Origin of the sequence: Micromonospora chalcea (assembly GCF_002926165.1) — a bacterium.
In the GTDB taxonomy this organism is placed as follows: domain Bacteria; phylum Actinomycetota; class Actinomycetes; order Mycobacteriales; family Micromonosporaceae; genus Micromonospora; species Micromonospora chalcea.
The window spans coordinates 1-24,456 of sequence record NZ_MAGP01000170.1 but is presented as its reverse complement, the minus strand read 5'-3'; the positions used below and the strand labels follow the sequence as shown (position 1 = coordinate 24,456).

The 24,456-nt window shown below is 72.7% G+C and carries 25 protein-coding genes; 12 read left to right on the top strand and 13 right to left on the bottom strand.

The window, feature by feature from the left end; all coding sequences use genetic code 11:
* The 6 genes from BAW75_RS29855 to kdd all read right to left on the bottom strand — a co-directional run.
* Positions 1-1,149, bottom strand: a 1,149-nt coding sequence (locus BAW75_RS29855) for a glutamate mutase L (protein ID WP_104115748.1), incomplete at its 3' end; no start/stop codon positions are given.
* Positions 1,146-1,538 carry a 3-aminobutyryl-CoA ammonia lyase gene (kal, locus tag BAW75_RS29850; protein WP_030502415.1) on the bottom strand — a complete coding sequence of 131 codons (393 nt, stop codon included), beginning with the start codon at positions 1,536-1,538 and terminating at the stop codon, positions 1,146-1,148. The genes kal and BAW75_RS29855, both read right to left, overlap by 4 nt.
* Positions 1,535-2,290: a lysine 5,6-aminomutase subunit beta gene (gene kamE / locus BAW75_RS29845; RefSeq protein WP_104115747.1), complete on the bottom strand. Its 756-nt coding sequence runs from the start codon at positions 2,288-2,290 to the stop codon at positions 1,535-1,537. The genes kal and kamE overlap by 4 nt, the downstream gene beginning before the upstream one ends.
* A complete protein-coding gene (kamD, locus tag BAW75_RS29840) occupies positions 2,283-3,845 on the bottom strand; it encodes a lysine 5,6-aminomutase subunit alpha (protein WP_104115746.1) in 1,563 nt (520 codons plus the stop codon). The genes kamE and kamD overlap by 8 nt, the downstream gene beginning before the upstream one ends.
* Complete coding sequence (locus tag BAW75_RS29835; protein WP_104115745.1) at positions 3,842-5,413, bottom strand: amidohydrolase; 1,572 nt, start codon at positions 5,411-5,413, stop codon at positions 3,842-3,844. The genes kamD and BAW75_RS29835 overlap by 4 nt, the downstream gene beginning before the upstream one ends.
* 4 nt (positions 5,414-5,417) lie before the next feature.
* Entirely contained in the window at positions 5,418-6,479 is a 1,062-nt protein-coding gene (kdd, locus tag BAW75_RS29830; protein ID WP_104115744.1) for an L-erythro-3,5-diaminohexanoate dehydrogenase, read from the bottom strand.
* A gap of 143 nt (positions 6,480-6,622) precedes the next feature.
* On the opposite strand from kdd, the gene BAW75_RS29825 reads away from it, so the two are divergent.
* Positions 6,623-8,029 (top strand): KamA family radical SAM protein, encoded by a 1,407-nt coding sequence (locus BAW75_RS29825; RefSeq protein ID WP_104115743.1) that lies wholly within the window; start codon positions 6,623-6,625, stop codon positions 8,027-8,029.
* 58 nt (positions 8,030-8,087) lie between these two features.
* Here BAW75_RS29825 and BAW75_RS29820 read toward each other — a convergent pair whose 3' ends face one another.
* Positions 8,088-8,282 (bottom strand): CsbD family protein, encoded by a 195-nt coding sequence (locus tag BAW75_RS29820; RefSeq protein ID WP_043324133.1) that lies wholly within the window; start codon positions 8,280-8,282, stop codon positions 8,088-8,090.
* Positions 8,283-8,442: 160 nt separating this feature from the next.
* Between BAW75_RS29820 and BAW75_RS29815 the strand changes: the two genes are divergently transcribed.
* On the top strand, positions 8,443-9,054 hold the full coding sequence (locus BAW75_RS29815; RefSeq protein ID WP_104115742.1) for a histidine phosphatase family protein: 612 nt from the start codon (positions 8,443-8,445) through the stop codon (positions 9,052-9,054).
* Here the strand turns inward: BAW75_RS29815 and BAW75_RS29810 are convergent.
* From BAW75_RS29810 to BAW75_RS29790, 5 genes are read right to left on the bottom strand one after another with little or no spacing between them, the layout of a single operon-like run.
* Positions 8,987-9,490 (bottom strand): Lrp/AsnC family transcriptional regulator, encoded by a 504-nt coding sequence (locus BAW75_RS29810; protein WP_043330145.1) that lies wholly within the window; start codon positions 9,488-9,490, stop codon positions 8,987-8,989. The genes BAW75_RS29815 and BAW75_RS29810 overlap by 68 nt on opposite strands.
* A gap of 59 nt (positions 9,491-9,549) precedes the next feature.
* The gene (locus BAW75_RS29805; RefSeq protein WP_030502405.1) at positions 9,550-9,765 is read right to left on the bottom strand and encodes a DUF433 domain-containing protein; all 216 of its coding nucleotides are present in this window, start codon (positions 9,763-9,765) and stop codon (positions 9,550-9,552) included.
* Positions 9,766-9,774: 9 nt separating this feature from the next.
* The gene (locus BAW75_RS29800) at positions 9,775-10,917 is read right to left on the bottom strand and encodes an acyl-CoA dehydrogenase family protein (protein ID WP_104115741.1); all 1,143 of its coding nucleotides are present in this window, start codon (positions 10,915-10,917) and stop codon (positions 9,775-9,777) included.
* On the bottom strand, positions 10,914-12,023 hold the full coding sequence (locus tag BAW75_RS29795; RefSeq protein WP_104115740.1) for a M24 family metallopeptidase: 1,110 nt from the start codon (positions 12,021-12,023) through the stop codon (positions 10,914-10,916). The genes BAW75_RS29800 and BAW75_RS29795 overlap by 4 nt, the downstream gene beginning before the upstream one ends.
* Positions 12,024-12,032: 9 nt before the next feature.
* Positions 12,033-12,266, bottom strand: coding sequence for a hypothetical protein (locus BAW75_RS29790; RefSeq protein WP_146074923.1), 234 nt, complete (start codon positions 12,264-12,266; stop codon positions 12,033-12,035).
* Between the two features lie 85 nt (positions 12,267-12,351).
* On the opposite strand from BAW75_RS29790, the gene BAW75_RS29785 reads away from it, so the two are divergent.
* From BAW75_RS29785 to BAW75_RS29745, 9 genes are all read left to right on the top strand, one after another.
* Positions 12,352-12,732 carry a YccF domain-containing protein gene (locus BAW75_RS29785; RefSeq protein ID WP_051611482.1) on the top strand — a complete coding sequence of 127 codons (381 nt, stop codon included), beginning with the start codon at positions 12,352-12,354 and terminating at the stop codon, positions 12,730-12,732.
* A gap of 471 nt (positions 12,733-13,203) precedes the next feature.
* A complete protein-coding gene (locus BAW75_RS29780) occupies positions 13,204-13,926 on the top strand; it encodes an FkbM family methyltransferase (protein ID WP_208635347.1) in 723 nt (240 codons plus the stop codon).
* 228 nt (positions 13,927-14,154) lie between these two features.
* Positions 14,155-15,156 carry a LacI family DNA-binding transcriptional regulator gene (locus BAW75_RS29775; RefSeq protein WP_069089698.1) on the top strand — a complete coding sequence of 334 codons (1,002 nt, stop codon included), beginning with the start codon at positions 14,155-14,157 and terminating at the stop codon, positions 15,154-15,156.
* Between the two features lie 117 nt (positions 15,157-15,273).
* On the top strand, positions 15,274-16,950 hold the full coding sequence (locus tag BAW75_RS29770) for an ABC transporter substrate-binding protein (protein ID WP_104115738.1): 1,677 nt from the start codon (positions 15,274-15,276) through the stop codon (positions 16,948-16,950).
* An 87-nt stretch (positions 16,951-17,037) separates the two neighbouring features.
* Complete coding sequence (locus tag BAW75_RS29765; RefSeq protein WP_104115737.1) at positions 17,038-18,144, top strand: ABC transporter ATP-binding protein; 1,107 nt, start codon at positions 17,038-17,040, stop codon at positions 18,142-18,144.
* Entirely contained in the window at positions 18,141-19,118 is a 978-nt protein-coding gene (locus BAW75_RS29760) for an ABC transporter permease (RefSeq protein ID WP_104115736.1), read from the top strand. The genes BAW75_RS29765 and BAW75_RS29760 overlap by 4 nt, the downstream gene beginning before the upstream one ends.
* A 3-nt stretch (positions 19,119-19,121) precedes the next feature.
* Positions 19,122-20,168: an ABC transporter permease gene (locus BAW75_RS29755; protein WP_064446011.1), complete on the top strand. Its 1,047-nt coding sequence runs from the start codon at positions 19,122-19,124 to the stop codon at positions 20,166-20,168.
* On the top strand, positions 20,165-21,172 hold the full coding sequence (locus tag BAW75_RS29750; protein ID WP_104115735.1) for an ABC transporter ATP-binding protein: 1,008 nt from the start codon (positions 20,165-20,167) through the stop codon (positions 21,170-21,172). The genes BAW75_RS29755 and BAW75_RS29750 overlap by 4 nt, the downstream gene beginning before the upstream one ends.
* 39 nt (positions 21,173-21,211) lie before the next feature.
* On the top strand, positions 21,212-22,624 hold the full coding sequence (locus BAW75_RS29745; RefSeq protein WP_104115734.1) for a GH1 family beta-glucosidase: 1,413 nt from the start codon (positions 21,212-21,214) through the stop codon (positions 22,622-22,624).
* Between the two features lie 27 nt (positions 22,625-22,651).
* On the opposite strand, the gene BAW75_RS29740 is transcribed toward BAW75_RS29745, so the two are convergent.
* Positions 22,652-23,890 carry an ROK family transcriptional regulator gene (locus BAW75_RS29740; RefSeq protein WP_104115733.1) on the bottom strand — a complete coding sequence of 413 codons (1,239 nt, stop codon included), beginning with the start codon at positions 23,888-23,890 and terminating at the stop codon, positions 22,652-22,654.
* Positions 23,891-24,036: 146 nt separating this feature from the next.
* Here BAW75_RS29740 and BAW75_RS29735 point away from each other — a divergent pair.
* Positions 24,037-24,456, top strand: a 420-nt coding sequence (locus BAW75_RS29735) for a carbohydrate-binding protein (protein WP_338109334.1), incomplete at its 3' end; no start/stop codon positions are given.

Sequence of the window (24,456 nt, the reverse complement as noted above, 5' to 3'; positions counted from 1 at the left end):
GTGCTCACCGACCTCGCCGAGGCCGACGAGCAGCTTCACCTCCCGCAGGTCCCGCACGGCCCGCTCCCCCGTCGCCGCCCCACGCGCGTGCCGTCGCAGCGCCACCGTCGCCGCGAGGGCCGCGATGCGCCGGTCCACGGCCCGGTCGGCGTCACCGGCGGGCAGGAACCCCGGGTCGGCGGCCCGGACCGCCGCCGCGGCCGCCAGATCCGCCTCGCCGGCCGCGTCGAGCAGCCGCTCCTCGACCGCGGCACGCACCACACCCGGCGCGCTCCACCGCATGCCCAGGTCACCTTCCACGGTGCGGGCCCGCCACAGCGTCCCCGCCACCTCCTGGCTCGGGCCGCTGTCCCGCTCGTCGGGGGTGAGCACCGAGTACACGTCGGTGGTCGCGCCACCCACGTCCACCACCGCGAGGTCACCGCCGAGCGTCCCGGCGAGGACCTCCACGCCGGTCAGCACCGCGTCGGGGGTGGCGGCGCGGACCAGCCGCGCGAACCGCGTACCCCGGGACAGCTTCTTGCCGCCGATGACGTGCCGCAGGAACACCTCCCGGATCGCCGCCCGCGCCGACGACGGCTCCAGCACCCCGATCCGGGGCAGCACGTTGCCCGCCACCGTCACCGGCACCCCCGCGCCGGCCAGCAGCGCGTGCAGCCCGTCGCGCACGTCGGCGTTGCCCGCCAGGACCACCGGCACCCGCAAGCGGGCCTTCGCCAGCCGCGTCGCGTTGTGCGTCACCGTCTCGGCATCGCCGCCGTCGGTGCCGCCGACGAGCAGCACCACGTCCCCGCGGGCCGCCCGCAACGCCGCCACGTCCGCCCCGGACAACCGTCCCGCCGCCACGTGCACCACGTTCGCGCCCGCCGACAGACCGACCCGCCGGCCCGCCTGAGCGGTGACGAGCGGCTCGTAACCCACCACCGCCAGGCGCAGCCCACCCCCGGCCGACGAACACACGTACCAGGGCGCCTCAGCGACCCCGGCCGACGCGGTGGCCGCGCCGACCGCGGCGTCCAGACCGTGCAGCACGTCAGTGCCCACAGTGGTGGGCGCCGACGCCGCCGCGACCAGCCGGCCGCCGTCGAGGTCCACCACCGCGGCCTTCGTGTACGTCGACCCCACGTCGGCGCAGACGACGACGCTCACGGCCGTTGTGGCACGACCACCGTGCCGGTCGCGGTGACCGCCACGATCGGCTCGTCGAGCACCTCGGCGGCCGACTCGCCCTTGTCCGGGCGGCCCCGGCACACCACCGTCGCGGCGAAGTCGATCGTGCGGCTGCGGGTGCCCACCCGGGTCACCGTCGCGGTCACCTCCAGCACGTCACCGGCCTTCATCGGCGCCCGGAACTGCACGTCCGCGTACGAGGCGAACAACCCCTCGTCACCGTCGGTGCGGATGCACACCTCGGTCGCCACGTCCCCGAACAACCCCAGCGCGTACGCCCCGTCGACCAGGTTCCCCGCGTAGTGGGCGTGGGAGTACGGCACGTACCGGCGGTGGGTGACTGTCAGACCGACACGCGGATCGCTCATGCGACGTTCGCCTCCCTGGAAGTGATCAAAGCGTGGACGAGGTAACTGGCCACCTCGCCCGGAGTGGTGCCACGCCCGAAGATCCGGTCCACGCCCAGCTCGCCGGTCATCGTCTCGTCGAAGCGCGGCCCACCGACGATCAGCAGCGGCCGGCGCCCGGCCGGCATCGCCTCCCGGAACGCCGCCGACATCTCCCGCGTGTTGTGCAGATGCGCGTCGCGCTGCGTCACCACCTGCGACACCAGCACCGCGTCGGCGCGCTCCCGCCGGGCCGCCTCGACCAGCTCCGGCACGCTCACCTGCGCGCCCAGGTTCGTGACCTTCAACTCCCGGTAGTACTCCAGGCCCTTCTCCCCGGCGATGCCCTTGACGTTGAGGATCGCGTCGATGCCCACGGTGTGCGCGTCCGTGCCGATGCAGGCGCCCACCACCGACAGCTTGCGGCGCAGCCGCCGCTTCACCACCGCGTTGACCTCCTTGGCCGACAGCAGCGGATAGTCACGCTCCACCACCTGCACCTTCGCCAGGTCCACCAGGTGGTTCACCCGCCCGTACACCACGAAGAACGTGAACCCGTCACCGATCGGTTTGGCGTGCACCAGCATCGCCGGGTCCATGCCCATCTTGTTCGCCAGCTGCACCGCCGCGCCCTCGGCCCGCTTGTCGTGCGGCACCGGCAACGTGAACGACACCTGCACCATGCCGTCACCGGTCGTGTCCCCGTACGGCCGCACAACCGTCTTCTCACTCATGGGGCTGCTCCAGGATCTCCGTGGCCGGGTTGTAGTAGTCCGCCTCGTGCCGGGCCACGCCGTCCAGGCCCTTCCCGCGGTCCGCCGGCCGCTTCATGATCCCGAACGTGCCCTCGGCGATCGCCGTCAGCAACGACTGGTCCCCGATGCGCTCCAGCAGATTCTCCAGCTCACCGAGCACCCGGTGCGCCCGCGCCTGGATGAACCCGCCCGGCGCCGGCACGAAGTCCTCGTGCAACCCGCCCGCCGCGCCCAGCACGTACCGCACGTTCTGCAGCGCGATGTCCCGGTCCGACAGCCACGGCGTCACCACCGCCTCGGTCATCATCCCCACCAGCAGAATCCCCTGCCCGGTCATCGTGCCCACCAGGTTGAAGAACCCGTCCAGCAGGTTGCCCCGGAACACGTCACCGGTCATGTGCTTCGTCGGCGGCATCCACTTCAACGGCGCGTCCGGGAACAACTCCCGCGCCAGCAGCGCGTGCGCCAACTCCAACCGGAACGACTCCGGCACGTCCGGGTTGATCTCGAACGCGTGCCCCAGCCCCAGCTGCCAGTCCGCCAGCCCCGCCTCGTGCGCGAAGAACTCGTTCAGCAGCTGCGACACCGTCACCGTGTGCGCCTCGTCCACCGCGTCCGCGGTGGTCAGGTAGTTGTCCTCACCGGTGTTGATGATGATCCCCGCCCGCGCGTGCACCTGCCGCGAGAACCGCTGGTCCACGAACGTGCGGATCGGGTTGATGTCGCGGAACAGAATCCCGTACATCGAGTCGTTGAGCATCATGTCCAGCCGCTCCAGGCCGGCCAGCGTCGCCATCTCCGGCATGCACAGACCCGACGCGTAGTTCGTCAACCGCACGTACCGGCCCAGCTCCTTCGACGTCTCGTCCAGCGCCGCCCGCATCAGCCGGAAGTTCTCCTGCGTCGCGTACGTGCCCGCGAACCCCTCCCGGGTCGCCCCCTCCGGCACGTAGTCCAGCAGCGACTGCCCCGTCGACCGGATCACCGCGATCACGTCCGCGCCGGCCCGCGCCGCCGCCTGCGCCTGCGGAATGTCCTCGTAGATGTCACCCGTGGCCACGATCAGGTAGATCCACGGCCGACGCGCCGGATCCCCGAACCGCTTCACCAAGCGGTCCCGCTCCGCACGCCGCCGGTCGATGCTGCGGATCCCCGCCGCGACCGCCTTGCGCGACGCCCGCCGCGCCGCCGTCGCCGCCTTCCCCGACGGCTGCGCGAACCGCACCGACCCGGCCGCCGCCTTCTGCGCCAGCAACGTCACATCGGCGATGCCCTCCCGCGCCAGCGCGTCGAACACCGGCGCCGCCACCCCGTGCCCCAACCCGACGTCCGCGACCACCGCGTCGACCAGCCGGTTCACCCACGGAATGCCGTCCGGGTCCGCGCCGGTCACCCCGGCCAGCCGCAGCACCGCCCGCTCCACCGACACCGTGGTGTGGCTACGCGCCAGATCCACCACCGGCTGCCCGGCCCGGCGCGCCAACTCCCGCGCCCGCGCCACCAACGCCGGATCCAGCCCAAGCTTGCCTGTCACGAAGACCCTTCCTGATAGATCACGTCACCGCGCAACACAGTGGTCCGGCACACCGGCAGCGGCGTCGGATCATCCGCGCCCCGCAACTCCGGATCCTCGGCCAGCACCACCGGCAGCCCCCGCTCCACGCCCGCCGGGGTGTCCCACACCGCGAACGTCGCCGGCGCCCCCAACGCCAGCACACCCTCGTTGTCCAGGTGCACCGCCCGCCACCCGCCGCGCGTGTGCGCCGCGAACGCCGCCCGCACACTCATCCGCTGCGCCGGGTTGTGATGCGCCGCCGCCGCCCGCACCGAACCCCACGGATCCAGCGGCGTCACCGGCGAATCCGACCCGAACGCCAACGCCACCCCGACGCCGTGCATCGCGCCCATCGGATTCGACTCCAGCGACCGCGCCAACCCCAGCCGCGACTCGTACATCCGGCCCGCGCCGCCCCACAACCTGTCGAACGCCGGCTGCATCGACGCCACGATCCCGTACTCCACGAACCCGGCGATCAACGCCTTGCTCATGATCTCCGCGTGCTCCACCCGGTGCCGCGCCGCCCGCAACCGATCCACACCCACCGACCGCGCCGCCAGCCCGAAACCCTCCAGCACCGTGCCGATCGCCGCGTCCCCGATCGCGTGGAACCCGCCCTGCAACCCGTGCGCCGCACAATCCAGCAGATGATCACGGACCTGCTCCGCCGACACGTACCCGTGCCCGCACGCCCCCGCCTCACCGTCCAGGTACGCCGCCGACACGTGCGCCGTCCGCGACCCCAGCGCCCCGTCGGCGAACAGGTCACCACCCGCACCCACCGCGCCCAGCTCCCGGGCCTTCGCCGCGCCCAGCAGCTCACCCCAGTACCCGTACACCTCCGGCACCCCGGCCCCCGAGATCGCCAACAGCCCGGTGAAGTCCTCCTCGTCGGAAATGTCCGGCCCACCGCACTCGTGCACCGCCGCGACACCCAGCGACGCCGCGTGCGCCAGGGCCCGCCGCTGCGCCGCCACCCGCTGCGCCCGCGAAACCGACGCGAACGCCGCCGCCCGCACCACATGGTGCGCGTCGCGCCGCAACCACCCCGACGCCTCGTACCCGGACGCCGACACCACCTCCGGGCACGCCGCCAGCAACGCCGCCGACACCAGCGCCGAATGGATCGACGCCTGCGACAGATACACCCGCCGCCCACCGGCCGCCCGATCCAGCGCCGCCGCATCCGGCAACGCCGGATCCGCCCAGCCCGACTCGTCCCAGCCGTGCCCCAGCACCACCGCGTCACCCGGCAGACCCGCCGCGAACGCCGACACCGCCTCCAGCAGCCCACCCGCCGACCGCACCGCCGACAGATCAAGCCCCGACAACGCCAACCCGGTATCAGTCGCGTGCACGTGCGCGTCCACGAACGCCGGCGTCACCAGCGCACCGCCCAGCTCCACCACCCGGTCCGCCCGCGGCGCCTCCGCGTCCGTGCCCAACCAGGCGATCCGCCCGTCCCGCACCAGCAGCGCCGTCGCGCTCGGGTCGGCCGGACAGTGCAGCACTCCACCGCGATACAGCGTCGAGGGGTTCGTCATGGTCTCAGTCTGCCGCCAGACGCGCCTCGAACAGACCGCGCACCCCCGGCTCGGTCCGCAACAAATCCAGCGCCAGCGCCGCGTGCCCCGGCACATACCCGTTGCCCACCAGCATCGTCACGTCCGCCGCCAGGCCCTCCGCGCCAAGCGCCGCCGCCGCGAAGCTCGTCGCCATCGAGAAGAAGATCACCGTACCGCCGTCCGCCGTGGCCAGCACCGCGCCGTGCTCACACCCCGGCACGTCCACGCACACCACAGTCACGTCCGCCGGCACCCCCAGCGCCGTCGTCACCGCCGTCGACAGCCCCACCGGATCCCGCGCGTCGGCCAGCGCCACCACGTCGGCCAGCCCGGCCGCCGCCAGCGCGTCCCGCTCCGCGGCCACCGGAACCACCCCGACGGTACGGGCAGCGCCCGCCCGCCGCGCCGCCGCCAGCGACAGCGACCCGCTCTTGCCGGCCCCGCCGATCACCGCCACCGACACCGGACGCGGATCACCCTCACGTGAGCGCCGCGCCACCTGCTCGGCCACCACCCGCGCGGTGAGCGCCGGCGCCCCGCACACGTCCAGCACGGCGAGGGACAACTCGGGGTGCAGGTCCGCCGGCAGCACCGCCGCGATCGACCGGGCGAACAGGATCGCGTACCCGTCGCACGGCACCTGCTCGCTGCGCCCGTCCCAGCGGGCCAGCCCGTCGAGGATCGCCAGCGGCGTCAGCGTCAGCGACACGAGCGTCGCCACCCGGTCGCCCGGCTTCAGCCCCAGCGGCGACCGGCGGCCCGCCTCCTCGACGGTGCCGATCAGCATCCCGCCGGAACCGGTCACCGGGTTCTGCATCTTCCCCCGGGTCGACACGATCTCCAGCACCTCGGCGCGGACCTTCTCCCCGTCGCCGCCGTGCTTCTCCGCCAGCTGCCGGAAGCTCGCCGCGTCCAGGTTCAGCCGCTCGACCCGGATCCGCACCTCGTTCGCCGCGATCCGCGGGTCCGGGTCCAGCCGCCAGGCCGCCTGCGGGAGCACCCCCGCCGGTTCCACGACTCGGTGCAGTCCCACCGGTGACGTCACGCCGACCCCCTATGTCCAGCCGCCCGAACCCCTGGTCAGGACTCGCATCGCGGGAAAACTTACGGCAGACTAATTTCTTCACCGCAGATTTTCCAGTAGCCTACGCATCCGTTGATCAACCCGCACACTGACGAGGAGGGGCCGTGACCCAGACCCAACCGGTGGAGACCATCCCGACGCCCCGCCACGCGCCGGCCGCCGTCCCAGCCGCCGGACAGCCCTACGAATACCGCCGCGCGCCCCTCGTCGAACCCGACTGGACCCGCTTCCCCGGCTGGCGCCACGTCACCCGCGACCAGTGGGAGAGCGCCCAGTGGCAGCGGGTCAACTGCGTCAAGAACATCAAGCAGCTGCGCGCCGTCCTCGGCGACACCGTCGACGAGACCTTCTACGCCGACCTGGAGGCCGACCAGAAGGCGCTGGCCACCATGTCCATGCTGGTGCCGCCGCAGATGCTCAACACCATGGTGCCGTTTGAGCCGATGAGCACCGAGGCGCTGCTCGCCGACCCGATCCGCCGCTACATGATCCCGGTCGCCTCCGACCGCCGCACCGACTGGCCGTCGCACCCGTACGCCAGCCGCGACAGCCTCCACGAACACGACATGTGGGTCGCCGAGGGCCTCACCCACCGCTACCCCACCAAGGTCCTCGCCGAACTGCTCTCCACCTGCCCGCAGTACTGCGGCCACTGCACCCGCATGGACCTCGTCGGCAACTCCACCCCCGCCGTCGACAAGCTCAAGCTCACCCTCAAGCCGGTCGACCGCTACGACGCCCACATCACCTACCTCAAGGCCCACCCCGGTGTACGCGACGTGGTCGTCTCCGGCGGCGACGTCGCCAACGTGCCGTGGCGCAACCTCGAGTCGTACCTGATGCGCCTGCTGGAGATCGAGACGATCCGCGACATCCGGCTCGCCACCAAGGCGCTCATGGGCCTGCCCCAGCACTGGCTCCAGCCCGACGTGGTCGAGGGCCTGGAACGGGTCGCCCGCACCGCCGCCCGCCGCGGCGTCAACCTGGCCATCCACACCCACGTCAACCACGCCCAGTCGCTGACCCCGCTGGTCGCCAAGGCAGCCCAGACCGCGCTCGACGTCGGCGTACGCGACGTGCGCAACCAGGGCGTGCTCATGCGCGGCGTCAACGCCACCAGCGCCGACCTGCTCGACCTGTGCTTCGCGCTGCAGGGCGAGGCGGGCATCCTGCCGTACTACTTCTACATGTGCGACATGATCCCCAACGCCGAGCACTGGCGGGTCCCGGTGTGGCACGCCCAGCAGCTCCAGCACGACATCATGGGCTACCTGCCCGGCTACGCCACCCCGCGGATCGTCTGCGACGTGCCGTTCGTCGGCAAGCGGTGGGTGCACATGCTCACCGACTACGACCGTGAGCGCGGCATCTCGTACTGGACGAAGAACTACCGCACCTCGATCGAGTCGGCCGACCTGGAGGCGCTGAACAAGCGCTACGCCTACTACGACCCGATCGACACGCTGCCCGAGGCCGGCCAGGCCTGGTGGCTCGCCCACCGCGACGACTGACCCCGGACACCCGAACGGCGGGCCACCTCATCGCAGAGGTGGCCCGCCGTTCGCGTACTCACTTGTTGAAGGCGTCCTTGACGTCGCGGCCCGCCTGCTTGGCGTGCTCCCCGGCCTGCCGGGCCCGGGCCGCGCTCTGCTCGGAGGCGCCCTCGGCCCGCAACCGCTCGTTGTCGGTCACGTCGCCGATCCGCTCCTTGGCCATGCCGCTCATCTCCTGGGCCTTGTTCTTCGCCTTGTCGGTGAAGCTCATGTCGCCCTCCTCGTTCCGGCTGAGCGTTGCCCTTGTCGCGTCCCCGGTGACTGTCGGGTGAAACGCCGTTGCGCTGCGCACATCGCGTAATGCGTCCTAGGACAATAGGTTGAAGGCTGGACGCCCGGCCGACGCCGACCCACCGTGGTTGACTGGGCCGGTGAACGAGATCCTGCTGATCCGGCACGGCGAGACCACCTGGAGCGCCGCCCACCGGCACACCTCGTACACCGACCTGGAGCTGACCCCCGACGGCGAGCGGCAGGCCCGCGCGCTGGCTCCCCTGCTCGCCGGCCGGCGCTTCGCCCGCGTGCTGTCCAGCCCCCGGCAGCGCGCCACCCGCACCGCCGCTCTGGCCGGGCTCGCCGTCAACGCGATCGAGCCCGATCTCGCCGAATGGCACTACGGCGAGTACGAGGGACGCACCAGCGCGGACATCCAGACCGAGCGGCCCGGCTGGTCGATCTGGACCGACGGCGGCCCCGGCGGGGAGTCACCGGAACAGGTGGGCGCCCGCCTGGACCGCGTGCTGGACCGGGTCGCGCCGCTGCTGGAGCAGGGCGACGTGGCGCTGGTCGGGCACGGCCACAGCCTGCGGGTGCTCGGGGCACGCTGGATCGGGCTCCCGCCGTCGGCCGGCGGACTGCTGCGGCTGGACACCGCCACGCTCAGCGTGCTCGGGCACGAGCACGGCCGGCGGGTGATCAGGCGGTGGAACCTGCCGGCTCCGCCGACGGGCGCGGACGACCCCGGCCGGTCAGCTCGCCACTGATCTTCGGCGGCCTGTTCTCGTACGGCGTCGACAGCACCACAGTGGTGCGCGTGGTGACGTTCGCCGAGGTGCGGATCTCCTGCAGCACCCGCTCCAGGTCGGCCGGGCCGGCCACCCGCACCAGCAGGAGATAGAAGTCCTCCCCCGCCACCGAGTAGCACGAGTCGATCTCGGGCAGGTGCGCCAGCCGCTCCGGCGCGTCGTCCGGCTGGGACGGGTCGAACGGCCGGATCGCCACGAACGCGGTCAGCGGCAGGTCCAGCGCCTCGAACGACACCCGCGCGGCGTACCCCTTGATCACCCCGCGCTGCTCCAGCCGGCGGACCCGCTGGTGCACGGCCGACACCGACAGGCCCACCCGCTCGGCCAGGTCCGTGTACGACAGCCGACCGTCCCCGGTCAGCGCGGCGACGATGGCGCGGTCGATCTCCTCCACGCGCTGCACAGTAGCCGGTAAAACGCTCTCCCGCCGCACCCGGCCCGCCGTGGTGACGCTCAGCGCGCCGTCCGGTCGCGTACCGCGTCCGCGGCGTAGTTCAGCACCTCCGCCATGTCCTCCTCGTCCAGGAACGGCAGGTCGGTGAGGATGTCCGTGACGGACATGCCCTCGGCCATCATGGCCAGCAGGGTGGCCACGGGGATGCGCGACTGCCGCACGCAGGGCGCACCCCCCATGACGTCGGGGTCGGCGGTGATCCGGGGGAAGGTCACCGCGACAGGCTAGCCCTTGGCCAGCGCGCGCGAGATCACCAGCCGCTGGATCTGGTTGGTGCCCTCCACGATCTGCAGCACCTTGGCCTCACGCATATACCGCTCGACCGGGTGGTCGGCGACGTACCCGGCGCCGCCGAGCACCTGCACCGCGTCGGTGGTCACCCGCATCGCCACGTCGGTGGCGAACAGCTTCGCCTTCGCCGCCTCGATCGAGTACGGGCGGCCCGCGTCGCGCAGCCGCGCGGCCGCAAGCGTGAGCGCCCGCGCGGCGGAGATCTGGGTGGCCGCGTCGGCCAGGTTGAACCCGAGCCCCTGGAAGTCGATGATCGCGCGGCCGAACTGGCGCCGCTCCCGGGCGTAGCCGACCGCGTAGTCCAGCGCGCCCTGGGCCAGGCCCACCGCGCACGCGGCGATGCCCAGCCGGCCGGAGTCCAGCGCCGACATGGCGATGGTGAACCCGGCGCCCTCGCCGCCGATCAGCCGCTCCGCCGGCACCCGGGCGTCGTCGAACGCGATCTGCGCGATCGGCGAGGCGTGCAGACCCATGGTGCGCTCGGCGGCCTGCGGGTGGATGCCCGGCGTGGCCCGGTCGGCCAGCAGGCAGGAGATGCCCTTCGGGCCGGGACCGCCGGTGCGGCAGAAGATGTTGTAGAAGTCGGCGACCCGGGCGTGCGTGATCCACGCCTTGGTGCCGGTGACCACGTACTCGTCGCCGTCGCGCACCGCCCGCGTGGTCAGGGCCGCCGCGTCCGAACCACCCTGCGGCTCGGAGAGACAGTACGCCCCGAGCAGTTCCCCACCGATCATGTCCGGCAGCAGTTTGCGCTGCTCGTCGGTGCCGAACTGGGCCACCGGATAGCAGGACAGCGTGTGCACGCTGACCGCCTCGGCCACCGCCAGCCACCGGCTGGCGAGGATCTCCAGCACCTGCAGGTACACCTCGTACGGCTGGGCGGCGCCGCCGTGCTCCTCGGCGTACGGCAGGCCGAGCAGCCCGGCGCGGCCCAGCGTGCGCAGCACCTCCCGGGGGAACTCGGCGCGGGCCTCGAAACCGGCGGCGGCCGGGGCCAGCTCCCGGGCGGCGAGTTCGGTGGCGAGGTCCAGCAGGTCGTGGGCCTCGTCGGTGGGTAGGATCCGGTCGACGTTCATAGCGCGATGAGCTCCGTGGGGGTGGTGTTGAGCCGTTGCCCGCCGTCCGTCGTGCAGACGACGATGTCCTCGATCCGGGCGCCGTGCCGCCCGGCGAGGTAGATCCCGGGTTCGACCGAGAAAGCCATGCCGGCCTCGAGGGGCCGGGGGTTGCCGGTCACCACGTACGGCTCCTCGTGGCCGTCGAGGCCGATGCCGTGACCGGTGCGGTGCAGGAAGGCGTCGCCGAACCCGGCGGCGGTGATGACGTCGCGGGCGACCGCGTCGAGGGCCTCGGCGGTCACGCCCGGCGCGACGGCGGCCACGGCGGCGCGCTGCGCCTCCCACAGCACCTCGTAGTAGTGCACGAACTCGGCCGGGGCCGGGCCACCGGCCACGTACGTGCGGGTGCAGTCGGAGCGGTAGCCCGACGGCATGGTGCCGCCGATGTCGACCACCACCGGCTCGCCGACGCCGATCGGACGGTCCGAGACACCGTGGTGCGGGCTCGCGCCGTTCGGGCCGGCGGCGACGATGACGAAGTCGACAGTGGCGTGCCCGGCGGCCCGGATCGCGGCGGCCAGGTCGGCGGCGACCTCCCGCTCGGTGCGGCCGGGACGCAGCCACTCGGCCATCCGCCGGTGCACCGCGTCGATCGCGGCGCCCGCCTCGGCCAGCGCGGCCACCTCGGCCGGCGACTTGCGGATCCGCATCTCGCGCAGCACGTCGGAGGCGAGCCGCTGCGCCGCGCCGGGCAGCACGTCGCGCAGCGCGAGGACCTGCTGCGCCCACATCCGGTCGGCCAGCCCCACCGCGCGGACCGGGCCGGGCAGCGCCGCGCGCACCAGCGGCCACGGGTCGGCGCCGTCGGCGTGGTCGACGATCCGGTACCCGGTGCCCGGCGCGGCCTCGGCGTCCGGCCGCTCCAGCACCGGCACGATCAGCGTCGGCTCACCCTCGGCGGGCAGCACCAGGCAGGTCAGCCGCTCCCCCTCGCGGGCGTCATAGCCGGTCAGGTAGCGCAGGTCCGAGCCCGGGGTGAGCAACAGCGCATCCAGGCCCGCCGCTGCGGCGGCGCGCTGGGCCTCGGCGAGTCGCCCGGCCGGGTACAGATCGTCGGTTCCCACAACCGAAGCTTAACGGTCGTTTGGGCCAGCGCGGGAGTCCGGTTGATGCTCGAAGCCGAGGCCCGCCGCCCGGGCCCGGCCGGCCTTCTCCGCGGCCTCCCGCGCCCGGGCCCGCGCGATGTCCGGCAGGCGACCGGCCAGGAAGTCGCGGTGCAGCAGCGCCACGATGAAGTACCGGCGCAGCCGCTCGTACGCCTCCCGGAACTCCCGGCGCGCCGCCGGAGCGACAGGGGTCACAGGCACGACGGCTCGGGCTCGATCACGCCCTCCTCTACCCGCCGCTCGCGCCGATATGCGCGCGCTTGCGGGCACGAGCGACCATGGAGTGGTGATCCGCTTTCTGCTGAACCTGCTGTGGCTCGTCTTCGGCGGCGGCTTCGTCCTGGCCCTCGGCTACGGCGTCGCCGCCCTGGTCTGCTTCGTCCTGGTCGTCACCATCCCCTTCGGTGTCGCCTCACTGCGCCTCGCCTCGTATTCGCTGTGGCCGTTCGGGCGCACGATCGTGCGCAAGCCGGGCGCCGGTCTGCCCTCCGGCCTGGCGAACGTGCTCTGGGTGGTGCTGGCCGGCTGGTGGCTGGCCCTGTCGCACATCCTCGCCGGCGTCGCGCTCTGCGTGACGATCATCGGTATCCCGTTCGGCGTGGCGAACTTCAAGCTGGTCCCGGCGGCGTTGTGGCCGCTCGGCCAGGAGGTCGTCGAGAACCCGTAACCCCTCCTCGCCACGCGGGGTCCACCCGCCACTGGAACGCCATGGGTGTCTCCGGCCCTGTTTGACACCCATGGCGTTCCACCCTGCGACGGTGACGCGGCGAGTTGACGTTCGCACCCGAGGACGACCGCCACGATCTCGGCAACCGAGATCGGCGTCCCGCGCCACGGGACGGCTTGGAGATCTTGGTACGGAGTCGCCCCTAGGAGGACTGAACAGCCCCTAGGAGGGCCGTCTCGTACCAAGATCTCGCAGGTAACGAACGCGAGCACCGAAGGCGTGCCGCAGCGGCCAGCTCCCCGTTCGCGGTGAGCGGTCGGCCTCACCATCCCTACAGCATCCTAGGAGGATGGGGTGTTGGTGGGCGCTGGCCGCAGGAAGGATGCGAATGCGGCTCGCACCAACGCCTCGCTGGTTAGCGTCGAAGGCGTGCGGGACGGGGTGATCGAGACGCTGAAGGCGGACCCGGCGATGTCGGGACTGCGCCGGTCGCTGGACTTCTACCACGGCGACCCGGCGCGCGACGCCGCGCTCGACCGGTTCTACGCCCCGCTCGTCCGCGCCGGTGACCTGGTCTTCGACGTCGGCGCGCACGTGGGCGACCGGTTGGGCAGCTTCCGCCGTCTCGGCGCGACGGTGGTGGCCGTCGAGCCGCAGCCGTTGTGCGCGCGGGCGCTGCGCGAGTTGTACGCGGGCGACGACGCGGTGACTGTGGTCGAGGCGGCGTGCGGGCGTACCGCCGGGCCGGTGCGGCTGCACGTGAACTCGGCCAACCCGACGGTCTCCACCGCCTCCCCCGGGTTCGTCCGCGCCGCCGACGGCGCGCCCGGCTGGGCGGGCGAGACCTGGGACGCGCAGATCGAGGTGCCCGGCACCACGCTCGACGCGCTGATGGCCGCGTACGGCGTGCCGGGGTTCGTGAAGATCGACGTGGAGGGCTTCGAGGACGCCGTGCTGGCCGGGCTGAGCCGGCCGGTCCCGGCGCTGTCGTTCGAGTTCACCACCATCGCCCGGGTGGCGGCGGCACGCTGGCTGGACCGGCTCACCGCGCTGGGCTTCACCCGCTTCACCGCGGCGATCGGCGACGAGACGACGTTCGCGCTGCCGGGCTGGCGGCCGGCCGCCGAGGTGGCCGCGTACCTGGGGACGCTGCCGGACGAGGCCAACTCCGGCGACGTGTACGCCCGCCCCTGAACCTCCACTTCGGACCAGGCGCGATCGGGCCGGAAGGCATCGACCCTGCTCATCGCGCGGATCGGCGCAGACGCAGCCCGGGCACTTTTTTCATGGCTCGAACTTAGCTATACATCGTTACCTATCTGTGATTGACGTGACCCGCGCCACTTGGGTTGACTGCCACGGAACCGCTTCCGCAACCGGTTCCGAAACATCCCGCTCATCCCTTCGACCCGGGAGCGCCACGTGCCGATCACGATCGCCGACGTCGCCGCCCGCGCCGGGGTGAGCAAGACGACGGTGTCCCGGGTGCTGAACGGCAAGGGCGAGGTGCACCTGCGCACCGCCGACCGGGTCCGCGCCGTGATCAACGACCTCGGCTACGTGCCGAGCGCCCGCGCGGTCGGGCTGGCCCGGGGGCGTACCCGGGTGGTCGGCATGCTGGTGCCGGCGCTGACCTGGCCCTGGATGGGCGAGGTGCTCCAGGGCGCGGCCGACGTGGTCGAGGCCGCCGGCTACGGCATGCTGCTGTTCACCTGCACCCACGGCGACGAGTCGATGCGCCGCTTCGCCTCCCAGGTGTCGGCCAAGTCGTTCGACGGGCTCCTCGTGGTCGAACCAGAGGGGACGCTCGACTACATCACCGAGCTGCACCGGCGCGGCCTGCCGGTCATCCTCATCGACGACCGCGGCCACCAGCCCGGCTTCCCGTCCGTGCGCACCACGAACGAAGCGGGGGCGCGGGCCGCCGCGACGCACCTGCTGGCGCTCGGACGGCGGCGGCCGCTCGTCGTCACCGGCCTGCGCCGGTTCGGCTGCACCCGGGAACGGCTCGCCGGGTTCGCCGGCGCCTACGCCGAAGCCGGCCTGGCGATCGACCCGGACCGGGTGGTGGAAGGCGACTTCACGTTCGAGTGCGGGCGCGCGGCGGTGCGGCGGCTGCTCGCCGACGGCGTACCCTTCGACGCCGTCTTCGCCCACAACGACCTGTCGGCCGCCGGCGCGCTGCAGGCGCTGCGCGACGCCGGGCGGCGCGTCCCGCAGGACGTCGCGGTGGTCGGCTTCGACGACCTGCCGCTGGCCGGGCACACCCACCCGCCGCTGAGCTCCGTGCGCCAACCGCTGCGGGAGATGGGTACGGCCGCCGCCCGGCTGCTCATCGCCCACCTCGCCGGCACCCCGCTGCCGGAGGGCCCGACCGTCATCCCCACCGGCTTCACCACCCGCGACTCGACCGGCGTCACCTGACCCACCCCGCCGTACCCGGCGACCACGCCGGCGGGCCCGCCCGCCGGTGGCTCCACCGCACACTCTCCATCCACCACATCCCGCCCGAGGAATGCGGGACCACCGAGGGAGACCTCCATGAGAAGACGGCAACTCCTCGCCCTCGCGCTGGCCGGCGCGATGGTCACCACCGCCGCCGCGTGCGGCGACAGCCCGAACGCGAACAAGAAGAGCGGCCAGGCCGCGACGGTGCTGAGCGTCGGCATGCCCAACGGCCCGCAGGCCGAGAACAACAACCCGTTCCTCACCACCTCGGCCGCCGCCTCGCTTGGTTACCGGTGGCAGATCTACGAGCCGCTGATGATGTGGAACCCGGTGAAGCCGGCCGAGCCGTTCAAGCCGTGGCTGGCCACCAAGGCCGAGTGGTCGTCGGACTACAAGTCGGTGAAGGTGACCATCCGCGAGAACGCGACCTGGTCGGACGGGCAGAAGGTCACCGCCGAGGACGTCGCGTTCACCTACAACCTGGTGAAGAAGTTCCCGGCCATCAACGACCAGGGCGTGCCGTACACCGACGCCGTCGCCAGCGGCAACGAGGTCACCATCTCGATGGCCAGCCCGCAGTTCGTCAACCAGCAGAAGGTGCTGTGGCGGGTGCCGATCGTGCCCAAGCACCTGTGGGAGAAGATCGCCGACCCGGCCAGCGACCCGGTGAAGCAGCCGGTCGGCAGCGGCCCGTACACGCTCAAGTCGTTCACCCCGGCGAGCATGACGCTGGCGGTACGCGAGAGCGGCTACTGGCAGGACCTGCCGAAGGTCAAGGAGCTGCGGTACACCTCGTACACCGACAACAGCGCGCAGACCACCGCGCTGGCCAACGGCGAGGCGGAGTGGAGCTTCGTCTTCATCCCGAACTACCAGACCGTGTTCGTGGCCAAGGACCAGAAGAACCACAAGATGTGGGCGCCCCCGGTGCTCGGCATCCACGGTCTCTACCTGAACACCACGAAGAAGCCGTTCGACGACCCGACGCTGCGCAAGGCCATGAACATGGTGATCGACCGGGCGGACATCTTCACCACCGCCGAGGCCGGCTACTTCCACCCCGAGGTCAAGAGCGTGACCGGCCTGCCCAGCCCGGCCGGTGACTCGTTCATCGCGCCCGAGTACAAGGGCCAGGAGCACAAGGTCGACGTCGAGGGCGCCAAGGCGCTGCTCACCGGCGCCGGCTACAAGCTGGACGGCAACACGCTGAAGGACCGCAGCGGCAAGGCGGTCACGATCCGGCTGACCGACCCGGCCGGCTGGTCGGACTACCAGACCAGCCTGGAGATCGTGAAGGGCAACCTGGCGAAGATCGGCATAGCGGCGACCATCGACAAGGCCAACCAGGACGCCTGGTTCCGCAACGTCGAGCAGGGCAACTTCGAGGCCACGTTCCGGTGGACCGAGAGCGGCGCCACGCCGTACGACATCTACCGGACCATCATGGACGGCCGCGTGCTCAAGCCGATCGGCACCGCCTCCCCGGCGGGCAACTTCGGCCGGTTCGACAGCAAGGAGGCCACCGACGCGCTGGTGTCGTACGCCAACGCCACCGACGACGCCACCCGCGCCACCGCGCTGGCGACCCTGCAGAAGATCTTCGTCGAGCAGATGCCGATGATCCCGGTCGGCGCGGACAACATCGGCGGCGCGTACAGCACGAAGAACTGGGTCGGCTGGCCGGACGACTCGAACCCGTACGGCGCTCTCCAGCCCACCCAGCCCAACGCGGTGGACGTGGTGCTGCACCTCAAGCCGGCCAACGGCTGACCCGGCGCCGCCGGCCCGGCCGCGATCGCCCGGCCGGGCCGGCGGCGCCCGCCCCTCGCTACCGGCAACCCCAGACAGGAATTCGGCATGACGTTGACCGAGAGCGCACCGGCGCCGGCCGACGAGGTGGTGCTGGAGGCCGTCGGCCTGACCAAGCACTTCCCCGTCCGCCGGCGGCTGCGTGACCTTCTCTCCCGGACCCCGGCGGTGGTGCACGCCGTCGACGACGTATCGATCGAGTTGCGCCGTGGCCGGGTGACCGCGCTGGTCGGCGAGTCCGGCTCCGGCAAGTCCACAGTCGCCCGGCTGCTGGCCCAGCTCTACCCGCGCACCGGCGGCGACATCCGGCTGCACGGCCGCTCGACCCGGGTACGCGGCGGACGCCGGTTCCGGGCGTACGTGCGGCGGGTGCAGCTGATCCTGCAGGACCCGTTCGCCTCGCTGAACCCGGTGCACACGGTCCGTTACCACCTGACCCGGTCGCTGCGCATCCACGGCAACGCCGGGACCGGGCCGGACGGGCTGGACAAGGCGCTGGCCGACCTGCTGACCCGGGTCAGCCTGACCCCGCCGGAGCGCTACCTCGACGCGTTCCCGCACGAGCTGTCCGGCGGGCAGCGCCAGCGCGTCGCGATCGCGCGGGCGCTCGGCGCGGACCCGGAGGTGCTGCTCGCCGACGAGCCGGTGTCGATGCTGGACGTGTCGATCCGCCTGGGCGTGCTCAACCTGCTGCAGGACCTCAAGGACCGGCTCGACCTGGCGATCCTCTACATCACCCACGACATCGCCTCGGCCCGCTACTTCGCCGACGAGACGATCGTCATGTACGCCGGGCGGATGGTCGAGGGCGGCGACAGCGAGACCGTCACCCAGCGGCCGGCGCACCCGTACACCCGGTTGCTGATCGAATCGGCGCCGGACCCGGAGCGGATCACCGGCGCGGGCGGCGACGGCGCGGCGGCGGGCGAGCGGGGCCACGGCGAGCCGCCGAGCCTGATCCGCCCGCCGTCCGGCTGCCGGTTCCACCCGCGCTGCCCGGCTGCCATGCCGCGCTGCGCCACCGACCTGCCGCCGCCGATCCCGGTCGACGACGCGCCCGGGCACTGGGCCGCGTGCTGGCTGTTCGACGCCGAGACCGTCACGGCGGAGAAGGCGGAGAACGCGGGGCAGGCCGGAACGGAGACGGCCCGGTGAGGTTCCTGCTGCAACGGGTGGCCTTCTACCTGTTCACCGCCTGGGCGGCGATCACGCTGAACTTCTTCATCCCGCGGATGGTGCCGGGCGACCCGGTGCAGTCGCTGATCTCCCGCAACCAGGGCCGGATCAGCGCCGACGCGATCGCGTCGCTGCGGGTGCTGTTCGGGCTGGACTCCGACCGCTCGCTGTGGGAGCAGTACGTCGCCTACTGGGGACAGCTGCTGCGCGGCGACCTGGGACTGTCGTTCACGTTCTTCCCCGCGCCGGTGTCGGAGGTGATCGGCAGCAGCCTGCCGTGGACGGTGGGCCTGGTCGGCGTCACCACGATCGTGAGTTTCCTGCTCGGCACCGCGCTCGGCGTCGGCGCGGGCTGGCGGCGCGGCTCCTGGATCGACGGACTGCTGCCGGCCACCACGTTCCTGTCCTCGATCCCGTACTTCTGGCTGGGCCTGGTCGCGATCGCGTTGTTCGCCGGGCCGGGCAGCTTCTTCCCGTCCTCCGGCGGCTACGAGCCGGGCCTGGTGCCGGCGTTCGACGCGTACTTCATCCCGAGCGCGCTGCAGCACAGCATCCTGCCCGCGGCGACCATCCTGGTGTCGTCGATGAGCGGCTGGATCCTCAGCATGCGCAACATGATGGTGACTGTCGCCAGCGAGGACTACATCACCGTCGCGCACGCCAAGGGGCTCTCCGAGCGCCGGGTGGCGCTCAGCTACGCCGCCCGCAACGCGTTGCTGCCGAACGTGTCCGGGTTCGCGTTGTCGCTCGGTTTCATCGTCGGCGGCACGCTGCTCGTGGAGATCGTCTTCTCGTACCCGGGTCTGGGGTTCCAGCTCTTCCAGGCCGTCGGCTCGAAGGACTACCCGCTCATGCAGGGCATCTTCCTGATCATCACGATCTCGGTGCTGGTGGCGAACCTGCTCGCCGACGTGGCGTACCTGCTCCTCGACCCGCGGACCCGAAAGAGCTGAGCGATGACACTCTCCCCGTCCAGCATCGAGCAGGTCATCCCCGGCCAGGGCGCGATGGCGCAGCCCTCGGCCCGGGCCCGCCGCCGCCGGTTCCGCTTCGTCGCCAACGGCAAGGCCGCGACCGGCCTGGCCGTCCTCGGGGTGTACGTGCTCCTGGCGGTGATCGGACCGTGGATCGCGCCGTACGACCCGGACGCGCGCAGCGCCGACGTGCTGCAGGCCCCCTCGGCCCGGCACTGGTTCGGCACCACCCACCTCGGGCAGGACATCTTCAGCCAGATCCTGGTCGGCGCGCGCAGCGTGATGGTGGTGGGCCTGACCGCCGGCGTGCTCGCCACGATCCTGTCCATCCTGATCGGCGTGACAGCCGGTTACCTGGGCGGCGCGGCCGACGAGGGCCTGTCGGCGGTGTCGAACGTGTTCCTGGTGATCCCGGCGCTGCCGCTGATCATCATCGTCACGTCCCTTGTCGACCAGGCCAGCGACACGCTCGTGGCGCTCATCATCGGCCTCACGTCGTGGGCCTGGGGCGCCCGGGTGCTGCGCGCCCAGACGCTGTCGTTACGCCGCCGCGACTACGTCGAGGCGGCGCGGGCCACCGGCGAGCGGACCTGGCGGATCATCGGCTTCGAGATCCTGCCCAACCTGACCGCGATCATCGCCTCCGGCTTCGTCGGCACCGTCATCTTCGCGGTCATGTCGGAGATCACCCTCGCGTTCATCGGCGTCTCGTCGGTCTCGTCGTGGAACTGGGGCACGATCCTGTTCTGGGCGCAGGGACAGCAGGCCCTCGCGCAGGGCGCCTGGTGGTGGTTCGTGCCGGCCGGGCTGGCCATCGCGCTGCTCGGCACCGCGCTCGCGCTGATCAACTTCGGCATCGACGAGTTCGTCAGCCCCCGGCTGCGCACCGGCGGCCGGACCCGGATCCGGACCGCCGACGGCCGGACCGTCGCGATGCGCGTCGGGTTCACCCCGGTGCTCGCGCCGAACCCGGCGCCGGTCCCGATGCGGCGGCCGGCGGACCCCACCCGAGAGGACGCGACCTCATGAGCGACCAGGTGCTCCAGATCCGCGGGCTGTGCGTCGACTACGGCGTCGGCGCGGACGCGGTCCGCGCGGTCCGCGACGTCGACCTGACACTGCACCGCGGCGAGGCGCTCGGGCTGGCCGGGGAGAGCGGCAGCGGCAAGTCCACCCTGGCCTACGGGCTGACCCGGCTGCTGCCCCCGCCCGGCGTGGTCAGCGGCGGCCAGGTCATCTACCACCCGGCCGACGGCCCGCCGGTCGACGTGCTCACGCTCAGCCCGGCGAAGCTGCGCGAGTTCCGCTGGGCGGAGACGTCGATCGTGTTCCAGGGCGCGATGAACTCGCTGAACCCGGTGCACAAGGTCTCCACCCAGCTGCTCGACGTGATCCGGGCACACGAGCCGAAGAGCACCGCGGCGAGCCGGCTGGCCCGGGCGAAGGAGCTGCTGCGCCTGGTCGGCATCTCCGCCGACCGGCTGGACAGCTATCCGCACCAGCTCTCCGGCGGCATGCGGCAACGCGTCATGATCGCGATGGCGCTGGCGCTGGAACCGCAGGTGGTCATCATGGACGAGCCGACCACCGCGCTGGACGTGGTGATGCAGCGGCAGATCCTCGGCCAGCTCGCCGAGCTGCGCGAACGCCTCGGCTTCGCGGTGCTGTTCATCACCCACGACCTGTCGCTGCTGGTCGAGTTCTCCGACCGGATCGCGATCATGTACGGCGGCCGGATCGTCGAGGAGGCGCCCGCCGCCCGGCTGTACGCCGAGCCGCTGCACCCGTACACCGAGGGGTTGCTGCACTCGTTCCCGGCGCTGCACGGTCCGCGCCGGGAGCTGACCGGCATCCCCGGCTCCCCGCTCGACCTGCGCGCCATGCCGTCCGGCTGCGCGTTCCACCCCCGCTGCCCGAAGGCGTTCGACGGGTGCGACGAGCAGGTGCCGGTGCTCGGCGCGCCGTACGTCGACGACCCGGCGCGGGCCGTCGCGTGCCGGCTGCACCCGGCCGTCGCGCCCCTGTCCCGCTGACCCGCCCGACACCACCACCCGCTACCCGCGAGGAGAGCCATGGACACCGACCTCACCCGCCCGTCGTCAGTCGCCGGTCCGGATCCGATCGACACGCTGCCGCCGACCTTCCGGTGGGGGGTGGCGACGTCGTCGTACCAGATCGAGGGCGCGGTGGCCTCCGACGGCCGCACGCCGTCCATCTGGGACACGTTCTGCCGGGTGCCGGGCGCGGTGGCGAACGGCGACAACGGCGACGTGGCCTGCGACCACTACCACCGGATGCCGCAGGACGTCGCGCTCATCGCCGACCTGGGGCTGGACACGTACCGGTTCTCGGTGGCCTGGCCGCGGGTGCAGCCGGGCGGGCGCTGGCCGGCGCACGTGGCCGGGCTGGCCTTCTACGACCGGCTGGTGGACGAGCTGCTCGGCCGCGACGTCGAGCCGTGGGTGACGCTGTACCACTGGGACCTGCCGCAGGAGCTGGAGGACGCGGGCGGCTGGCCGAACCGGGACACCGCGTACCGGTTCGCCGACTACGCCGAGCTGGTCTTCGCCGCGCTCGGCGACCGGGTCCGCACCTGGACCACGCTCAACGAGCCGTGGTGCTCGGCGATGCTCGGGTACGCCTACGGCGACCATGCCCCCGGCCGGCGGAACCTGGGTGACGGCATCGCCGCGGCGCACCACCTGCTGCTCGGGCACGGGCTGGCGACGCGGCGGCTGCGCGAGGCGGCCTCGGCGCCGATCGAGCTGGGCCTCACGCTGAACCTGGCCACCGCCGACCCGGCGACCGACAGCGCCGCCGACCGGGACGCGGCGCGGGCCGCCGACGGGCTGGGCAACCGGCTCTACCTGGACCCGGTGCTGCGCGGGGAGTACCCGCAGGACGTGATCGCGGACCTGGCCGCCGAGGGCGTGCGGATTCCGGTGGAGGACGGCGACCTGGACGTCATCGCCACCCCGATCGACGTGCTCGGGGTCAACTTCTACTTCGGGCAGCTGCACTCCGGCGTGGACGAGCAGGGCCGCGACCGCGACGACGACGGCAAGCCGGTACGCCGGGTGGTCCGGCGTGACCTGCCACGTACCGCGATGGACTGGGAGATCGTGCCGGAGTCCTTCACCGACCTGCTGGTGCGGCTGCACCGCGACTACCCGGGCACGCCCATGGTGATCACCGAGAACGGCGCGGCGTTCGACGACGAGCCGGACGCAGACGGGTTCGTCGCCGACGACGACCGGGTCGGCTACCTCACCGAGCACCTGCGGGCGGTGGCCCGGGCCCGGGCGGCCGGGGCCGACGTGCGCGGCTACTTCGCCTGGTCGCTGCTGGACAACTTCGAGTGGGCGTACGGCTACGACAAGCGGTTCGGCATCGTCCGGGTCGACTACGACACGCAGCGCCGCATCCCCAAGCGCAGCGCGCTGTGGTACCGGGACACCGTGCGGCGGGTACGCGGCCGGCGCTGACGGCGCGCGGTGTGGGGGCCGGGCCGGTCAGTGACGGCGGGCCGGCCCCCACGCCGGGGACGGGCGGGCGGCCGGGTCGCGGGGCACGCCGCCGTCGCGCAGCAGCCGGGTCATCGGCAGGGTGGCCGCGCCCATCGCGACCGCGTCCGGTCCGAGCCGGCACAGCTCGATCGAGGTCTGCGCGTACGGCTGGCGCAGCGCGTGCCGCGCGGTGGCCTCGCGGATCGCGGGCAGGTGCCGCTCGCCCAGGGCCAGCCCGGCCCAGCCGCCGAGCACCACCCGCTCCGGGTTGAACAGGTTCACCAGGTTCGCCACCCCGGCGCCCAGGTAGCCGACCGTCTCGTCGATCACCTTCGCGGCGGTGCCGCTGGTGGAGCGCAGCAGCTCACCGAAGGCGGTCTCCTCGTCCGCGCCCGGCGCCGGGCGGCCCCGGTTGGCCTGGCGGAACCGGTCCAGCACCGCCTCCGCGCCGACGTACGCCTCCAGGCAGCCGAGGTTGCCGCAGCGGCAGCGGCGGCCCCCGTACACGATGGTGGTGTGGCCCCACTCCCCGGCGCTGCTGTGCGCGCCGCGGTAGCCGACGCCGTCGGCGACCACGCTCGCGCCGACGCCGGAGCCGACCAGCGCGACCACCGCGTGCCGGACGCCGCGGCCGGCGCCGAACCACATCTCGGCCTGGCCGAGCGTCTTCGCGCCGTTGTCCACGTGCACCGGCACGTCGGCGCGCAGCATCGCGCCGAGCGGGACGCCGTCCCAGCCGAGTGTCTGGGCGTGCACCACGGCGTCGGCGGTGCGCTCGACCGTGCCGGCGACGGCGACGCCGAAGCCGAGCACCGCGGCCGGGTCGACGCCCGCCTGTTCGGTCACCGCGGCGAGGCCGTGCCGCAGGTGGGCGGCGACCCGCTCGGGGTCGGGCCCGGTCGCGGCGATCGGGTACTCGGCCTTGGCCAGCGCGGTCATGCTCAGGTCGAACAGCTCGACCTGGACGCGGGTTTCGCCGACGTCGGCGCCGACCAGGTAGCCGTAGCCGGGGGCGACGCGCAGCAGCACGCGGGGACGGCCGCCGTCGGACTCGACCGAGCCGGCCTCCTCGACCAGGCCCTCGTTGATCATCTCGCCGACCAGGTTGCTGACGCTGGCCAGGCTGAGCGCTGTGGACTGGCCCAGCTCGTGCCGGCTGAGCGGGCCGTCCAGCCAGATCCGGGTCAGCAGCACCGACCGGTTGGCCCGGCGCATGTCGCGCACCGTGGTGCGTCTGGCGTCCACGTCCGCCGCCGTCCCTTCCCGGCCGCCCACGGCGACCTGCGTTCGTCTGCGTTCACGCCGTGAACCAAGCGGTGACAGCGTACTGCGCATTTACACTTAACAAAGTTAACTGATAACCTCCGGCGCATCGATGAGGAGGTATGTCAATGCGACTCGGACGCGGGATGACCGCACTGCTCGGTGGCGTCGCGCTGCTCGCCGCCACCGCCGCCCTGCCCGCCACCGCCGCCACCACGACCGGCACCGTCGGCGCGCTCGTCGCGTGCGACGCGCCGGCCTGGGCCGAGGGCGTCACCTGGACCGCCGGCAGCCGGGCGACCTACGGCGGCCGGCTGTACCAGGCGCTCGTCACACACACCCCGCCGGCCGGCGCGGGCTGGAACCCGGCCGCCGTACCGGCGCTCTGGACCGACCTCGGCGCCTGCACCGGCGGCACGCCGTCGCCGAGCCCCACCACCCGCCCGCCGTCGCCTTCCCCTTCCGCCTCCACCTCCCCTTCCCCGACCCGGACGCCTACCCCCACGCCCACGGCGTCGTCCAGCCCGACCACCCCGGGCGGGGACACC

Bases quoted from the DNA above. Each gene is read 5' to 3' on its own strand.
- kal (WP_030502415.1), bottom strand. From the start codon at position 1,538: ATGAGCGATCCGCGTGTCGGTCTGACAGTCACCCACCGCCGGTACGTG.
- kamE (WP_104115747.1), bottom strand. From the start codon at position 2,290: ATGAGTGAGAAGACGGTTGTGCGGCCGTACGGGGACACGACCGGTGAC.
- BAW75_RS29835 (WP_104115745.1), bottom strand. From the start codon at position 5,413: ATGACGAACCCCTCGACGCTGTATCGCGGTGGAGTGCTGCACTGTCCG.
- BAW75_RS29820 (WP_043324133.1), bottom strand. From the start codon at position 8,282: ATGAGCTTCACCGACAAGGCGAAGAACAAGGCCCAGGAGATGAGCGGC.
- BAW75_RS29800 (WP_104115741.1), bottom strand. From the start codon at position 10,917: ATGAACGTCGACCGGATCCTACCCACCGACGAGGCCCACGACCTGCTG.
- BAW75_RS29780 (WP_208635347.1), top strand. From the start codon at position 13,204: ATGTCGGGACTGCGCCGGTCGCTGGACTTCTACCACGGCGACCCGGCG.
- BAW75_RS29770 (WP_104115738.1), top strand. From the start codon at position 15,274: ATGAGAAGACGGCAACTCCTCGCCCTCGCGCTGGCCGGCGCGATGGTC.
- BAW75_RS29765 (WP_104115737.1), top strand. From the start codon at position 17,038: ATGACGTTGACCGAGAGCGCACCGGCGCCGGCCGACGAGGTGGTGCTG.
- BAW75_RS29755 (WP_064446011.1), top strand. From the start codon at position 19,122: ATGACACTCTCCCCGTCCAGCATCGAGCAGGTCATCCCCGGCCAGGGC.
- BAW75_RS29750 (WP_104115735.1), top strand. From the start codon at position 20,165: ATGAGCGACCAGGTGCTCCAGATCCGCGGGCTGTGCGTCGACTACGGC.
- BAW75_RS29745 (WP_104115734.1), top strand. From the start codon at position 21,212: ATGGACACCGACCTCACCCGCCCGTCGTCAGTCGCCGGTCCGGATCCG.